The 15291-nt window shown below is 73.5% G+C and carries 13 protein-coding genes and 1 pseudogene; 7 read left to right on the forward strand and 7 right to left on the reverse strand.

Features of this window, described 5'->3' with window-relative positions; all coding sequences use genetic code 11:
• Nucleotides 1–13: 13 nt before the first annotated feature.
• Together ACIPPS_RS18220 and ACIPPS_RS18225 are read right to left on the reverse strand one after the other, a co-directional pair.
• Nucleotides 14–1090, reverse strand: a complete 1077-nt coding sequence (locus ACIPPS_RS18220; RefSeq protein WP_401432729.1) for a Zn-dependent alcohol dehydrogenase — start codon at nucleotides 1088–1090, stop codon at nucleotides 14–16.
• 28 nt (nucleotides 1091–1118) lie between these two features.
• The gene (locus ACIPPS_RS18225; protein ID WP_401432732.1) at nucleotides 1119–1973 is read right to left on the reverse strand and encodes a MaoC/PaaZ C-terminal domain-containing protein; all 855 of its coding nucleotides are present in this window, start codon (nucleotides 1971–1973) and stop codon (nucleotides 1119–1121) included.
• Between the two features lie 432 nt (nucleotides 1974–2405).
• On the opposite strand from ACIPPS_RS18225, the pseudogene ACIPPS_RS18230 reads away from it, so the two are divergent.
• Nucleotides 2406–2898, forward strand: a pseudogene (locus tag ACIPPS_RS18230) (response regulator transcription factor); the annotation flags it as partial.
• A gap of 57 nt (nucleotides 2899–2955) precedes the next feature.
• Here the strand turns inward: ACIPPS_RS18230 and ACIPPS_RS18235 are convergent.
• The 3 genes from ACIPPS_RS18235 to ACIPPS_RS18245 are packed head-to-tail and all read right to left on the reverse strand — an operon-like array spanning nucleotide 2956 to nucleotide 7933.
• Nucleotides 2956–4392, reverse strand: a complete 1437-nt coding sequence (locus tag ACIPPS_RS18235) for an MFS transporter (protein ID WP_401432735.1) — start codon at nucleotides 4390–4392, stop codon at nucleotides 2956–2958.
• A 49-nt stretch (nucleotides 4393–4441) separates the two neighbouring features.
• Entirely contained in the window at nucleotides 4442–5635 is a 1194-nt protein-coding gene (locus tag ACIPPS_RS18240) for a lipid-transfer protein (RefSeq protein WP_401432738.1), read from the reverse strand.
• A gap of 12 nt (nucleotides 5636–5647) precedes the next feature.
• A complete protein-coding gene (locus ACIPPS_RS18245) occupies nucleotides 5648–7933 on the reverse strand; it encodes an acyl-CoA dehydrogenase (RefSeq protein ID WP_401432741.1) in 2286 nt (761 codons plus the stop codon).
• A gap of 193 nt (nucleotides 7934–8126) precedes the next feature.
• On the opposite strand from ACIPPS_RS18245, the gene ACIPPS_RS18250 reads away from it, so the two are divergent.
• Nucleotides 8127–8498: a MerR family transcriptional regulator gene (locus ACIPPS_RS18250; RefSeq protein WP_401432744.1), complete on the forward strand. Its 372-nt coding sequence runs from the start codon at nucleotides 8127–8129 to the stop codon at nucleotides 8496–8498.
• A gap of 130 nt (nucleotides 8499–8628) precedes the next feature.
• Nucleotides 8629–9264 carry a class I SAM-dependent methyltransferase gene (locus tag ACIPPS_RS18255; RefSeq protein ID WP_401432747.1) on the forward strand — a complete coding sequence of 212 codons (636 nt, stop codon included), beginning with the start codon at nucleotides 8629–8631 and terminating at the stop codon, nucleotides 9262–9264.
• Here ACIPPS_RS18255 and ACIPPS_RS18260 read toward each other — a convergent pair.
• Nucleotides 9252–10859 carry a hypothetical protein gene (locus ACIPPS_RS18260; RefSeq protein WP_401432750.1) on the reverse strand — a complete coding sequence of 536 codons (1608 nt, stop codon included), beginning with the start codon at nucleotides 10857–10859 and terminating at the stop codon, nucleotides 9252–9254. The two genes, ACIPPS_RS18255 and ACIPPS_RS18260, sit on opposite strands and share 13 nt — an antisense overlap.
• 380 nt (nucleotides 10860–11239) lie before the next feature.
• Between ACIPPS_RS18260 and ACIPPS_RS18265 the strand changes: the two genes are divergently transcribed.
• From ACIPPS_RS18265 to ACIPPS_RS18275, 3 genes are all read left to right on the forward strand, one after another.
• Entirely contained in the window at nucleotides 11240–12094 is an 855-nt protein-coding gene (locus tag ACIPPS_RS18265; RefSeq protein WP_401432753.1) for an N-acetylmuramoyl-L-alanine amidase, read from the forward strand.
• A gap of 92 nt (nucleotides 12095–12186) precedes the next feature.
• Nucleotides 12187–13029 carry a hypothetical protein gene (locus ACIPPS_RS18270; protein WP_401432756.1) on the forward strand — a complete coding sequence of 281 codons (843 nt, stop codon included), beginning with the start codon at nucleotides 12187–12189 and terminating at the stop codon, nucleotides 13027–13029.
• A gap of 161 nt (nucleotides 13030–13190) precedes the next feature.
• Nucleotides 13191–14201 carry an LLM class F420-dependent oxidoreductase gene (locus ACIPPS_RS18275; RefSeq protein ID WP_401432759.1) on the forward strand — a complete coding sequence of 337 codons (1011 nt, stop codon included), beginning with the start codon at nucleotides 13191–13193 and terminating at the stop codon, nucleotides 14199–14201.
• A 94-nt stretch (nucleotides 14202–14295) separates the two neighbouring features.
• On the opposite strand, the gene ACIPPS_RS18280 is transcribed toward ACIPPS_RS18275, so the two are convergent.
• Nucleotides 14296–14859 (reverse strand): hypothetical protein, encoded by a 564-nt coding sequence (locus tag ACIPPS_RS18280; protein WP_401432762.1) that lies wholly within the window; start codon nucleotides 14857–14859, stop codon nucleotides 14296–14298.
• 113 nt (nucleotides 14860–14972) lie between these two features.
• On the opposite strand from ACIPPS_RS18280, the gene ACIPPS_RS18285 reads away from it, so the two are divergent.
• Nucleotides 14973–15260: a hypothetical protein gene (locus tag ACIPPS_RS18285; protein ID WP_401432765.1), complete on the forward strand. Its 288-nt coding sequence runs from the start codon at nucleotides 14973–14975 to the stop codon at nucleotides 15258–15260.
• The last annotated feature ends 31 nt before the right edge of the window (nucleotides 15261–15291 follow it).

Raw genomic sequence — 15291 nt, forward strand, 5'->3', positions numbered from 1 at the left:
GATTCGCGTCCTCTCAGATCTCGATGCAGGTGCGCAGCGCGACACCGGTGCGCATCTGCTCCAGCGCCTCGTTGATCCCGGAGAGCGGCACCCGGTGGGTGATCAGGGACTCCAGGTCGATCCGGCCGGCCCGCCAGAGCGCGATGGCCCGCTCGTACGAGCGCAGCACGTCACCGCCCCCGTACATGGACGGCAGGATCCTCTTCTCGTCGAAGAACAGCTCGAACATGTTGAGCTGCAGGAAGTCGTCGAGCGCGCCCGCGCCGACGACGCAGAGCGTGCCGCCGCGGCGGGTCGTCTCGTACGCGGTACGGGCGGTGGCGGACTTGCCGACGACCTCGAAGACGTAGTCGAAGCCCTCGCCGGCCGTGACGCGCTGCTTGGCGTCGGCGAGCGCGTCGGGGGCGACGGCCTCGGTCGCGCCGAAGCGGAGGGCGGCCTCGCGCCGGGACGCGACCGGGTCGACGGCGACGATCTGCGCGGCGCCCTGGAGCTTGGCGCCCTGGATCGCGGAGATGCCGACGCCGCCGCAGCCGATGACGGCGACCGAGGAACCCGCCTCGACCTTCGCCGTGTTGATGGCCGCGCCGAGCCCGGTGGTCACTCCGCAGCCGATGAGCGCGGCGATGTCGAAGGGCACGTCGTCGGGGATCGGGACGGCGCAGCCGGCGTCGACGACGACCTCCTCCGTGAACGTGCCCGTACCGGCGAAGCCGAAGACGTCGCCGCCCGGGCGCCTGAAGTTGGGGGTGCCCGCGTTCATGAAGCCGGCCAGGCAGAGCTGGGTCTGGCCGCGCTTGCAGGCCGGGCAGCCACCGCACGCGGGCAGCCAGCACAGCAGCACCCGCTGGCCCTCGGTCAGTCCGGTGACGCCGTCGCCGACGTCGATGATCTCGCCCGCGCCCTCGTGGCCGGGGATGAACGGCGCGGGCTGCGGGAGCACGCCGTTCATGGCGGAGACGTCGGAGTGGCAGAGTCCGGTCGCCCTGACCCGGATCCTCACCTTGCCGGGGCCGAATCCCACCGCCTCGACGTCGTCGAGGACCTCCAGTTTGTCCTGGCCGATCTCGTGCAGTACGGCTGCGCGCATGGTGCGGCTCCCTCCGGGAGATCTGGTGTCACGAACACTCGACGAGCGTGTCGGCGAGCACGGGAGCGTCCTGGCGCTCCACGGCCGTGACCGACACCTGGACGCGGCCGTCGCCGGTCCACATCCGGATGCGCAGGGTCTCGCCGGGGAAGACGATCCCGGCGAAGCGGGTGCGGTACGAGCGGACGCGGGCGACGTCTCCGCCGAGCACCGTGTCCACCACCGCCTTGAGGGTCATGCCGTAGGTGCAGAGTCCGTGCAGGATCGGCCGGTCGAAGCCGGCGAGCGCGGCGAACTCGGGGTCGGCGTGGAGGGGGTTGAAGTCCCCGGAGAGCCGGTACAGCAGCGCCTGGTCCTCGCGTACGGGCCGCTCGACGGTCTTGTCGGGCTCGCGGTCCGGGAGGGCGAGCCGCTCGGAGGGTCCTCGGTCGCCACCCCAGCCGCCCTCGCCGCGCACGAAGATCTGCGCGTCGCTGGTCCACAGCGGGCCGTCGTCGTCGGCGACCTCGGAGCGCAGCACGAGGACGGCCGCCTTGCCCTTGTCGTGGACGGCGGCGACGCGGGAGGTGGTGACGGCCCTGCCCCGGACGGGGACCGGGCGGTGGAGGGTGATCGTCTGTCCGCCGTGCAGGACGGCGGCCAGGTCGATCTCGACGCCGGGGGCGGAGAGCCCGCCGACGACTCCCATGCCGGCGCCGGCGACGGTGACGAAGCTGGGCAGGACGTGGAGCCGGGACTCGAGGGTGTAGCGGAGCTCGGCGGCGTCGGTCGCCGGGGTGCCGGCGCCCACTCCCAGGTGGTAGAGCTGGACGTCCTTGTGGTCCCAGGTGATCTCGGCGCTGCGGGGCTCGGCGGCGACGGCCCTGGCGGCATCAATGGGCATGGGGATGCTGCTCCTTGGAGATCCGTGCGGATCGTGACGTGGGGAAGACCTCGGTGCGACCGTCCGCACCGTCGGCCGCACCGAGGCCGTGCGGGGACCGCCCGTACGCGCCCTTCTCTTCCGTTCTAGAACGCGTTCTAGGTCGGTGATCCTCATGTATAGCCGAGCGGGGAGGAGTTGAGAACCCCTTCGGCGGGCCCTACCTGACGGAACGTCAGCTATGGCGACGACCGGTCGCCGAGCTCGCCGGGTCGACCGGGCCGGAACGATCGAACGGGCCGGCGCGCCGGGAAGCGGCCTGAGGGGCCTCCGCGCGCGCGTGACGTCCGCAGGGGGCACCCTCGAATCGGGACCCCCACCAGGCGGAGGGTTCCGGGTCGCCGCGGAACCGCCCGTGGAGATCGACGCCTCACAGAGTCGGGAGCCCACGCGATGATCAGAGTTCTCCTCGCCGAGGACCAGGGCACGACGCGCGGCGCGCTCGCGCTGTTGCTCGGGATGGAGCCGGACATCGAGGTCGTCGCGCAGGTGGGGCGGGGGGACGAGGTCGTGGACGCCGCGCTCGTGGACCGGCCCGAGGTGGCGTTGCTGGACAGCGAGCTGCCGGGGCGCTCCGGGCTGGACGCCGCCGCCGACCTGCGCGATCAGGTGCCCGACTGCCGGGTGCTGATCCTGACCACCTTCGGCCGGCCGGGGCATCTGCGGCGGGCGATGGAGGCGGGGGCGGCCGGTTTCCTGGTGAAGGACGGTCCGGTGGAGGAGTTGGCCTCGGCGATCCGGCAGGTCCTGCGGGGCGAGACCGTCATCGACCCGGCTCTCGCGGCGGCGGACCTGAGCGCGGATCCGAACCCGCTGTCGGCCGGCGAACACCGGGACGCGCAACCGTAGGGAGGCGGTCCGGGGGGCCCGGCAGCAGGGCCGGCTCCGAGCCGCCGGGACGGACCGGGAGGCCCGGCAGCAGGGCCGGCTCCGAGCCGCCGGTTCAGGCGTCCTGGCGCGTGGGCCTCGGGAGCCAGAGCAGCATCAGGAGCGCCGCGACCAGCAGCACGCCGGTCGCCGTGCGGAAGGCGAGGGCGTAGCCCGCTGTCAGGGCCTCGGGGGTGGTGGCGCCGGCCGTGTGGGCGGCGGCGACGGTGGAGAGGACGGCGAGGCCCAGCGCGCCGCCCATCGTGCGGGAGGTGTTCACGAGGCCCGAGACGAGGCCGGCGTCGGCGGGCGCGGCGCTCGACGTGGCGAGGGTGGCGAGGGGGGTGGTGAGCAGGCCGATGCCCGCCATCATCAGGATGCCGGGGCCCAGGATGGTGGTCAGGAACGTGCCGTCGGCGGTCATCGTGGACTGCCAGCCGAAGCCGGTCGCGGCGACGAGGGCGCCGATGACCGCGAGGTTGCGGGCGCCGGTCGTCGGCATCAGACGGGGCGCCAGCTTGGAGCCCACGATGACGCTGACCGAGCTGGGGACCAGGGCCAGGCCCGCCTGGAGCGGGGTGTAGCCGAGAACGTTCTGGGCGTACACCGTCATGAAGAACCACATGCCGAAGGAGGTCGAACCGGCCAGCAGGATCGACACGTTCGCGGCCGAGACGGCCCGCGAGCGGAAGAGCTTCAGCGGCATCAGCGGGGCCGCCGTCCGGGCCTCGACGGCGACGAAGACCCCGAGCAGGGCCAGGCCGCCGAGGAGCGGGACCAGGGTGGCCGGGGCGCCCCAGCCGCCCTCCTCCGTCTGCACGATGCCGTACGCGACGGAGGCGAGGCCGCCGGTGACGAGGACGGCGCCGGGCAGGTCGAGCCGTCGGCCGCCGCCGGTGCGGCTCTCGCCCAGCCACAGCGCGGCCCCGGCCAGGACCAGGACGCCGACGGGCACGTTGATGAGGAGCACCCAGCGCCAGGAGAGGAGGTCCACCAGGACCCCGCCGACGAAGCCGCCCGCCGCGCCACCCGCCGCGCCGACGGCCGTCCAGGTGCCGATGGCCCGGGTCCGCGCCGGCCCGGCGGGGACGGCGGCGGTCACGATGGTGAGCGTCGCGGGCGCCAGCACCGCCGCGCCGAGGCCCTGCACGGCGCGGGCGGCGACCAGTTGCCAGCCCTCCTGTGCGAGCCCGCCCGCGACGGAGGCCGCCGTGAACAGCCCGAGCCCGAGCAGGAACATCCGCTTCCGGCCGAAGAGGTCGGCCGCCCGTCCGCCGAGCAGCATGAACCCGGCGAAGGCGATCGAGTACGCGTTGAGGACCCACTGGAGTCCGATCCCCGACAGTCCGAGGTCGGCCCGCATCGACGGCAGGGCGACGTTCACCACCGAGACGTCGAGGACCACCAGGAACTGCCCCGCGCACGCGGCGAGCACCACGAGCCAGGTGCGCGGGGTGGGGCGCGGGGACGGGGACCGTGTGGCGGCTGACTCGGTGGGCTCGGTGTGGACCATGCGTGTGATGGTCGCAGACGCCCCCTGCCCCGTACATCGGGAATCGGTCCTACGACCTCCGGAGCATCGTCACGACCGCCGCCCCGCCGAGCCCGATGTTGTGCGCCAGGCCGACGCGGGCCCCCGCGACCTGGCGGGGGCCCGCCTCGCCCCGCAGTTGCCAGACCAGTTCGGCGGCCTGGGCGAGCCCGGTGGCGCCCAGCGGATGCCCCTTGGAGATCAGCCCGCCGGACGGGTTCACGACCCACCGCCCGCCGTACGTCGTCGCGCCGGACTCGACGAGCTTCCCCGAGGCGCCGTCCTCGCACATGCCGAGCGCCTCGTAGGTCAGCAGCTCGTTGATGGAGAAGCAGTCGTGCAGCTCCACCACGTCCACGTCCTCGATGCCGAGGCCTGACCTCTCGTAGACCTGCCGGGCCGCCGCGCGGGACATCGGCCGGCCGACGGTGTCGATGCACGAGCCGGAGGCGAAGGAGTCCGCGGTGTCCGTGGTCATCGCCTGCGCCGCGATCTCCACGGCCTTGTCGTGCAGTCCGTGCTCGACCACGAACCGCTCCGAGACCACGACGGCCGCCGCCGATCCGTCGGAGGTGGGCGAGCACTGGAGCTTGGTCAGCGGCCGGTGGATGGTCTTGGCGGCGAGGATCTCGTCGACCGTGTACACGTCCTGGAACTGGGCGCGCGGGTTGTTCGCCGAGTGCTGGTGGTTCTTGGCGCCGACGGCCGCGAGCTGGACCTCCGTCGTCCCGTACCGCTCCATGTGCTCCCGGGCCGCGTTGCCGAAGATCTGCGCGGTCGGCGGGGACATCTCGAAGCCGTGCGCGGCGGCCATGATCCCGTAGTGCCGGGCCACCGGCGACGTCTTGAAGTCGCCCCCGTCCGACCCGCCGCCCAGCGCCCCGCGCGCCATCTTCTCGAAGCCGAGGGCGAGGACGCAGTCGCTGATCCCGCCCTCCACGAACTGGCGGGCCATCATCAGCGCGGTCGAGGCCGTCGCGCAGTTGTTGTTGACGTTGTAGACGGGCACGCCGGTGAGGCCGAGTTCGTAGGCCGCGCGCTGTCCGGCCGTGGAGGCCTGGAAGCAGTAGCCGACGGGGACCTGCTCGACCCGGTCGTAGGTGATCCCGGCGTCGGCGAGCGCCGCCGTTCCCGCTTCCTTCGCCATGTCCCAGTACTGCCAGTCGCGCGTCTCGGGCTTCTCGAACCTCGTCATCCCGACGCCGACGATGTACGCCTTCCCCATCTCCGGTTCCCCTCAGTCTCTGGGCAGGCCGAGCAGGCGCTCGGCGACGACATTGAGCTGGACCTGCGTGGTGCCGCCCGCGATGGTGAGACAGCGGGACATCAGCAGCCCGTGGACGGCCCGCTCCCCCGCGCCCTCCCGGACGGCGCCGTCGGGGCCGAGCAGTTCGAGCGTGAGCTCGGCGAGCTTCTGCTGGTGGACGGTCTGGACGAGCTTGCGCACGGACGCGCCGGCGCCCGGTTCCAGGCCGGAGACCTGGAGCATCGTGGTCCGCAGCCCGATGCAGGCGAGCGCGTGGGCCTCGGCGGCCAGCGCGCCGATCCGTACGCGTACGGAGGCCTCGGCGCCGGCCGCCCGCTCGATCAGCGCTTCGAGCCCGGAGTCGAAGGCGACCTGGTCGGCCATGTGCACGCGCTCGTTGCCGAGGGTGTTGCGGGCGACGCGCCAGCCGTCGTGCACCTCGCCGACGACGGCGTCGGCGGGGAGCGGCGCGCCGTCGAAGAAGACCTCGTTGAAGAGCGACTCGCCGGTGATCTCCTTCAGCGGGCGGATGTCGATCCCGGGGGTGTTCTTCATGTCGACGAGGAAGTACGTGAGCCCCTTGTGCTTGGGGGCGTCCGGATCGGTGCGGGCCAGCAGGATGCCGTGGTCGGCCCACTGGGCGGCGCTCGTCCACACCTTCTGTCCGGTGATCCGCCAGCCGCCGTCCTCGGTGCGCTCGGCCCGGGTGCGCAGGGAGGCGAGGTCGGACCCGGCGCCCGGCTCGGAGAAGAGCTGGCACCAGAGCAGGTCGCCCCGGAGGGTGGGGGCGAGGTAGCGCTCCTGCTGCGCGGCCGTGCCGTACGCGAGGAGGGAGGGGACGACCCAGGTGGCGATCCCCAGGCCGGCGATGTGGACCCCGGCCGCGTCCAGCTCCCGTTGCACGGCGAGCTGGTGGAGCGGCCCGGCGCCGAGGCCGTACGGCTCGGGCAGGTGCGGGGCGGCGTACCCGGTGGCGGCGAGGGCCCGGCGGGCCGCGCCCGGGTCGAGGCCGACGGCGGGCGCGACCGCCGCGCGCGCGGCGGCACGCAGCGCGTCGGCCTCGGGCGGCAGTGCGAGCCGCAGCTCGCGCCGGACGCCCTCGGCGGCGAGCCGGACCGCTCGCGCCCGGTGGGCGTCACCGGCGCCGAGGAGCTGACGGGCGACGAGGGCGCGGCGCAGCGCGAGATGGGCGTCGTGCTCCCAGGTGAAGCCGATGCCGCCGAGGACCTGGATGCAGTCCTTGGCGCAGCTGTAGGCGGCGTCGAGGGCGGTGGCGGCGGCGAGGGCCGCGACGAGGGGGCGCGCGTCGTCCTCGGTGGACCTGGCGGCGTCCCAGGTGAGGGCGCGGGCCTGCTCGACGCGGACGAGCATGTCGGCACAGAGGTGCTTGACCCCTTGGAACCGCCCGATGGGCCGCCCGAACTGCTCGCGCGTCCTGGCGTACTCGGCGGCCGTCTCCAGCGCCCGGGCGGCGGTCCCGCACGCGTCGGCCGCGAACAGGACGGCGGCGAGGTCGGACACGAGGGCGGGGTCGAGGTCCAGGATCCGTTCGGCGGGCACGTGGACGCCGTCGGCGGTGACCTCGGCGGTCGGCCGGGTCGGGTCGGCGCTCTCGTGCGGGCGGACGGCAAGGGCGTCGGCGTCCACGGCGAACCAGCGGGCGCCGTGCGGCGTGCGCGCGGGAAGGATCAGCAGGTCGGCCTGGGCGCCGCCGAGCACGGGCGGGGCGACACCGTGAAGCAGGAGACCTCCCGCCGAGGGGGCGCCGCCCGCCGTGGGGGCCGGGGCAGGGGCCGGCGCGCTGTCGTCGGCCGTGGGGGCCGGGGTGGCGACGTCGAGGCCGTCCGCCGAGCGGCCCGGGGCGCCGCCCGCCGTGGGGGCCGGGGTGGCGGTCAAGGTGCCCGGGTCGAGGGCGACGGCGGCGATTCTGGCTCCGCTCGCCAGCTCCTCGACCAGGCCGTCGACCCCCGCGCGGCGCAGGATCTCCGTGGCGAGCACCGAGGGCAGATACGGCCCCGGCACCAGCGCCCGCGCCGCCTCTTCCAGCACGACGGCCAGATCGACGAGATCGCCGCCGCCCCCTCCGTACTCCTCGGGCAGATGGATCCCGAGCAGCCCCTGCCCGGCGAGCCCGTCCCAGTACGCGGGCCTGCCCACCCCGCTCCCGGCGGGCGCGTCGAGAAGCTTCCGCACGTCCTCGGGGGGTACGGCGCGGGCGAACCAGCCGCGCACGGCCCGGGCCAACTCCCGCTGCTCTTGCGTGATTCCGATGCCCATGGGGCGCAGACTAGAACACGTTCCAATCTGACGGAAGGTCAGGTGACGATCGATCGGCGCTCCCGTCGGAGAAGACCGCCCGGCCGACCCGCCGACGAGAGCACGCCGCGGGGGCGGGCCTCATGGCGATCAGTGCAGTACGGTCCAAGGTCAAGCCCTTGACTCGCAAGCCCCACGACGCGACGGAGGAGTCATGCGCATCGGAGAGCTGGCCACGCAGGCGGGCACGACCCCGGACACGATCCGCTTCTACGAGAAAGTCGGCCTGATCGAGAGCCGGCGGCTGACCAACGGTTCCCGCGACTTCCCGCCCGAGACGGTGGCGTGGCTGCACTACGTCCGCACCGCGCAGGCCCTCGGCTTCTCCCACGCGGAGATCGCACGGACCGGCGAGGAACTGCGGGAAGCGCCGGACGCCGCAGAGGCGCTGGCCGCGCTCTTCCAGGAGAAGATCCGGCTCATCGACGCCCGCATGTCCGAACTCGCCGCCCTGCGGGCGGAACTCACGACCCGCGTCGACACCGTCGGCCCTCAGCGTTCGGGCGAGACCGTCCGCCGACCCTGAGGCGCCCGCGTCACCGGCGCCACCCTCCCGCCGTGCCCGCCGGTTCCCGCGCGGGCACGGTGTGGTTCGCATGGGACGCGTAGGGCACGATGGGCGCTCGCACGTGCCGTACCCGCCAGTAGGAGGACCCATGCCCGCGCCCGAGATCCTCGAGGCCTTCGAGGCCGCCAAGGGCTTCATGCCCCTCGACGAGGGGCTCGCCCTGCACGCCGCCGCCACCGAGGCCGGCAAGCTGGGCCTGCCGCTGCTGGAGGTCGGGACCTACTGCGGGCGCTCCACGATCCTGCTCGCGGACGCGGCCCGCGAGGCCGGGACGGTCGCGGTGACCGTGGACCACCACCGGGGCAGCGAGGAGCAGCAGCCGGGGTGGGAGTACCACGACCCGACCGTCGTGGACCCCGAGGTCGGCCTGATGGACACCCTGCCCACCTTCCGCCGGACGCTGCGCAACGCGGGCCTGGAGGAGCACGTGATCGCCGTCGTCGGCCGCTCCCCGCAGGTCGCCACGGTCTGGGCGGGCGAACTCGGCCTCGTCTTCGTCGACGGCGGTCACACCGACGAGCACGCCGGCAACGACTACGAGGGCTGGGCGCCCAAGGTCGCGACCGGCGGCCTGCTCGTCATCCACGACGTCTTCCCGAACCCGGAGGACGGCGGCCAGGCCCCGTACCGCGTCTACCTCCGGGCTCTGGAGTCGGGCGACTTCGAGGAGGTCTCGGTCACCGGCTCGCTGCGCGTGCTGCGCCGCCTCCCTCAGAAGCCGTAACCCCTCGTCACGTACAGACAGTTCGTGTACGTGTAGCCCGGCTCGATCTTCGCCGTGCTCGACTTGTCCGCCGACGACAGCGCTCCCGCCGACGCCGAACGCTTCTGGAGGAAGTGGTAGTCGCCGGCGGGCAGCGTCAGCGTCGCCTTCGGATACTTCGACGACGGACCGGAGCACACCTTGGGCTTCGCCGCGCCCAGTCGGATGCTGCTCTGGTACGCCGTGCAGCCGCCGCACGCCTTGAGGGTGACCCGACCGGTCACCGGCCCGGTGTAGAGCACCTCGACCTCGCCGGGGCCGTCGTTCGACACGACCATGACCATCCGGGGGCCGCCGGGCGACGTGGCGGCCGGCAGCCGGTTCCCGGCGGCGGGTGTCTCCTCGGCTATCTCGGCGGCGGTCGCGACGGACCGGGCGTGGGCGATCCGCGGGCTGCCCGGGTACTGCTTCTCGTACTCCGTCATCGTCTGGCGGGCCTTGCTGAAGTCCTTGTCCTTGAACTGCTCGACCCCGCAGGCGAAGTCGCCCTTCTGGATCTCCGCACCCGTGTCGGTCGAGACGGCGGCGAAGGTGTCCTTCGGCAGCAGGTCGACCGTGGTGCGGAAGCGCCGCAGCTCGACGACGGCGTCGCAGGCCTCCGTCCGTCCGGCGGCTATCGCGGCGGACCGGGTCCGCAGGCCCTCACGGACCGTGGGCTCGACCTTCTTCGCGTACGGGGACTCGGGGAAGGTCGAGAACAGGGCGTTCAGATGCTCCCCCGCCGTCGCCTCGGTGCCCGCGCCGGCGAGTCCGGCGATCCCGCACTCGTACCAGGAGTGGGCCAGCGGTTCGTCCGCCTTCCCCGTCAGCCCGTCGAGGAGGGCGCGGTCCACCTTCTCCGGCAGGGCGCGCAGATGCTGGAGCCCGGGGACCGCCTCGCAGTACTTCTTCTGCTCGTACGGCAGGGAGACGGAGGCGTGGTAGTCCGCGAGCCGGTCGGGGACGAGGCGGCCGGCCCGTGAGCCGGCGTGCTCCGTGCCGAGCTCCTGGTAGACGGCGAGCGCTTCGCGGTACGTGTGGTCCGCCCCGCTGAAGCTCTGTCCCTCGACGGACTTGACCCGCTTGTCCGCGTCGGCGAGCCGGGCCAGCAGCGACTGCTCTATCGCCTCGTCGCGCGCCGAGCCGTAGGCGACGGACCCGCCGACCGGCACGGCGAGCAGGACGAGGCCGAGCACGAGCGGGAGCACGAGCCGCCGCGCCCCGGCTCCCGCGCCCGCTCCCGCCGGCGCCCCCGCGCCCGTCGCGGAGCCGCCGAGCACGAGCGGCGCGCGCAGACCGCGCCGGGCGCCGTCGACGGCCGCGGCCAGCAGGAACACGCCGTACCCGACGAGGAAGCCGGTGGGCACCCCGTCCACGTCGGCGGGCAGCGCGACGAGCAGCAGCACGGCCGTCGCGACCCAGCAGACGGCGGCCGGGATCCACTGCTTGAGCAGGACGTAGCCAAGGCCCAGACACGACAGGTTCAGCAGCCCGGCGAGAACGGCCTGCGCGGGATTGGACTCCCGCGGTGCCGAGGCGGGCGGCGGTCCCGGCATCCCGTACGTCCCGGACTGCATCCCGTACGTCCCGGACGGCGGAACCCCGGGCGGCTGGGAAGGCGGCGGCGGAACCCCGGGTGACCCGGGCGCTCCGGGCTCTGCCGGTGCCCCCGGCGACCCCTGCGTCCCCGACGCTCCAGGCGGTGCAGGCACCCCCGGCGACCCCGGCGCCCCCGGTGCCCCGTACGCCCACGGTGTCTCCGACACCCCCTGCGGCTCCGACACTCCCCGCGGCTCCGGCTCCCCCGCCGGACGCGCGTCGTTCGGCTCTTCACCCGTCACGGTTCCCCCCGTGGTCCATGTGCGGTGCACGTGCCCTCTCCCTACCCCCCACAGCACCTTCACAGTCACGCCGCGTCGACCGAACACACCCCGGAAGCTCCCACTAGAGTCGCAAGGTGCCGTACGACCACCGAACCATCCGCGCCCTCGGCGGAGCCCTCACCGCCTGCGCCGCGCTCACCACGCTCGCAGGCTGCGGCAGCGGCTCGCACGCCGCCGCCCCGAGGACCACCGACGCCAAGTCGACCACCTCGGCGACCTCCTCGATCCCACCGACGGACGCCCCCGCCGCGGCCCTCCCGCTCACCGGCCGGACGATCGTGATCGACCCCGGTCACAATCCCGGCAACTACCGCCACGCACGGGACATCAACCAGAAGGTCGATATCGGCACAACCCGCAAGGAATGCGACACCACCGGCACCGCCACGGCCGCCGATTACACCGAAGCCGCATTCACCCTCGATGTTTCACACCACCTGCGCGATCTCCTCAAGGCCCAGGGCGCGAAAGTCCTGCTCACCCACGACGCCGACCGCCCCTTCGGCCCCTGCATCGACGAGCGCGCCCGGACCGGCAACGCCGCCCGCGCCGACGCCGTCGTCTCCGTGCACGCCGACGGTTCCGCCACCGGAAACCGCGGATTCCACGTGATCGTGCCCGCCCGGGTCAGCTCCGGCGCCGCCGACACCGCGAAGATCGTCGGCCCGTCCCGCGAACTCGGCGAGGCGGTCGCCCGGGACTTCGCGCGCGCGACGGGCACCGCCCCCGCCAACTACCTCGGCGACGGAACGGGGTTGGACGTCCGCGACGATCTCGGGGGCCTCAATCTCTCGACCGTGCCCAAGGTCTTCGTCGAATGCGGCAATATGCGTGACCCGAAGGACGCCGCACTCCTCTCGAATGCGGCATGGCGCCAGAAAGCGGCGCGCGGGATCGCGGACGGCATCGGGACCTACCTCAAGGGGTAGTACCGACGGGCGATAGATTCCCTCCGTACGATAGGGGGCCGCCCCCGTGCTTCGCGCCACCCCGACGAGACGACCCGACGAAGGATTCTTACGTGAATATCCGCTCCCTCACTCGAGGCGATGGCGTTCTGATCGGTGCAGCGGTGGTGCTGTTCATCGCCTCGTTCCTCGACATCTCCGGCTGTGACGCCAGCCCGGAGATCTGCGACCAGGTCCCGAGCACGAACTCGTGGGAGGCTTCGCCGCTCGGCTGGGGCGCCTTCTTCCTCGGTATCGCGGGCGCCGCGCTCGTCGTCTACTCGCGCACGCTCGCGCAGCCCCGCAAGGTCGCGGGTCTGGAGCTGGGCCAGGTCGGCGTCGCGTTCACGATCGCCTCGGCCTGGAACGTGCTGATGTGGATGTTCGAGTCCACCAACGCCGGCGCCGGCCTCATCCTCGGCCTCATCGCCGCCCTGATCCTGGCGGGCGCCGCCGTCGCCGCCCCGTTGGTCCCCGCCCTCAAGGGCCCCCTGCTGAGCGCCCCGAAGCCGCAGACCCAGCAGCCGTACGGCATGCAGCCGGGCCAGCCCGGCCAGCAGGGCGTCCCCGGCGGCTACGGCTACCCCGGCGCCCAGCAGCAGCCCTACGGCGGACAGCCGCAGCCGTACGGCGGCCAGCAGCAGCCCGACCCGCAGGCCCAGGCGCACACCCCCGCCCCGCAGCCGTCCCCGGCGCAGACGCAGGGCCAGCCCGCCGGCGACTTCGCTCCGTTCTGGTTCGCGGTGCCGGTCGCCCGCCCGCTGTACGCGGAGGACGGCTCGCCGACCCCGATCGCCGAACTGGCCCCCGGTACCTGGTACCTGGCGGTCGAGCAGCGCGGCCCCGGCCTGATCGCCCAGACCCAGGACGGCCGCCGCGGCGTCCTCCAGGACACCACCGGCATCCAGCGCGGCTGATCCGCAGCCCGCCCGTCACGCACGGCTCGACGCCGACACCGACACCGGCGCCGACGCCGACGCCACCCACGGCCCCCCGCCCGGAATCCCTTCCGGACGGGGGGCCGTTGCCGTACAGTTCGGGCGACTGAACTGACGGAGCGTCAGAAAGGTGGAGTGCCATGCGCCTCGGACTCGCCCTCGGCTACTGGGGGCGCGGCCCCACCCCCACCCACCTGGAGCTGGCCCGCGAGGTCGAGCGGCTCGGCTACGACTCGGTGTGGACGGCGGAGGCCTGGGGGTCCGACGCGTTCACGGCGCTGACCTGGATCGCCGCGCACACCTCCCGTATCGGGCTCGGGACCGCCGTCGCGCAGATGGCCGCGCGGACGCCGACCGCCACCGCCATGCACGCGCTCACCCTCGACCACCTCTCCGGCGGCCGGATGAGGCTCGGCCTCGGCCTCTCCGGACCGCAGGTCGTGGAGGGCTGGTACGGCCGCCCCTTCCCTCGCTCCCCGCTGACGGCGACCCGCGAGTACGTGGACGTGATCCGGCAGGTGCTGCGGCGCGAGGCGCCCGTCCGGCTCGACGGTCGGTTCCACTCCCACCCGTACGCCGGGGAGGACGGCACCGGGCTCGGCAAGGCGCTCAAGCCGATCACCCACCCCCTGCGGGCGGACCTGCCCGTGCTGCTCGGGGCGGAGGGCCCCAAGAACATCGCGCAGACCCTGCGGATCGCCGACGGCTGGCTGCCGCTCTACTGGTCCCCCTCCCGCTACGCCGAGGTCTACGCCCTCCCCGAGCGGCTGCCCGACGCCTTCCGGGTGGCCCCGATGGTCCGCGCGCAGCTCTGCGACGATCTCGCCGAGGGGCTGCTGCCGGTCAAGGCGATGCTCGGCTTCTACATCGGCGGGATGGGGCACACGGCCCGTAACTTCCACGCCGACCTGATGGGGCGCATGGGATACGGGTCCGAGGCCCGGCGCATCCAGGAGCTGTTCGCGGCCGGCCGCCGCGAGGAGGCCGTGCTCGCCGTGCCCGACGCCTTCGCGGACGAGATCTCGCTCGTCGGCCCGAAGGAGCGGATCGCGGAGCGGCTGGAGGAATGGCGGAAGGGCCCGGTCACCGACCTCCTGGTCACGGCGCCGGACCCGGCCACGCTACGGCTGCTGGCGGAGCTGAACGGCTAGGGACGCCCCGCCACGAGGCCCGCCCGCGCCGGGCCGGGCCGGGCCGGGCCGGGCCGGGCCACAAGACGCCTGGGGGGCAGGGCACCCCCTCGTCTCAGCCGCCCAGTTGGGACGTGCTCGGCACCTTGTCCGTCACCACGGCGCCGGCGCTCGCGCCCGCGTCCTTCACGTCGGTGATGACGTTCTCGAACGCGCCGATGTCCGCCTCGCTCGCCTCGCCCTTGCGGAGCTTGGTCCCGAGGTCCTTGAGCTTGTCGATGCCCGCCGTGAGCGGCGCGACCGCCTTCGAGAGGTGTTCGTCGCCCTTGGCGTTGTTCACCGCGGCCTTCAGCCTGTTGTACGCGAACGCTCCGGCCAGACCGGCCTTGACCACCGCGAACTTCTGGCCGTCGGCGCCCTTCTTGAACTTGCCCGCGCGGTACGGCTTGACGATCCACTGGTAGGTGGCGCCGGCCGCCAGGCCCGCGTTGGCCACGAACCGGGTCTTGGCGAGCTTCTGCTGCTCGACCGTGGCGGTCGCGCTGGTGTCGGCGCTCGCGCTCTGGTCGTCGTCACCGCCGCAGGCGGCCGTCGTCATGAGCAGGGTGCAGGACAGCAGGAGCGCCACGAGCCCGCGGCGCATCGGGCCGGACGGGACCGAGGGAACGGAACGGGGCACGGCTGAACCTCCCTGAGGGCGTGGTGGCGCCAGCCTCACCCCGCCCCCGACGCTCCGCCACCCGGGGGACTCCGAACGGGTTTCGGCCACCGGATAGGGGCAATTCGATCCCCATGACTTCACGCAGCGGTACGACAGCGGCGAGGATCATCGCCGCGGCGGCCGACATCATGGCCGGTCTGATCATCCTGTGGATCCTCATGTACCTGCTGGACGCCAACCGGGCCAACAGCCTGGTCGAGTTCGTCCAGGAGGCGGCCCGCTGGCTGGCGGGCTGGTCCCACGACCTGTTCACCTTCGACGAGGCGTGGGCACGCGTCGTCGCGGGCTACGGTCTCGCCGCCGTCGTCTACCTCGCCATCGGCCACGCCGTGGCGGGCGGCCTGCGCCGCCGCCACTGACGGCCAAGGGCCCGTCGAAGCCGACGGGCCC

The sequence above is a fragment of the Streptomyces sp. NPDC090127 genome, assembly GCF_044746945.1.
Lineage (GTDB): Bacteria > Actinomycetota > Actinomycetes > Streptomycetales > Streptomycetaceae > Streptomyces.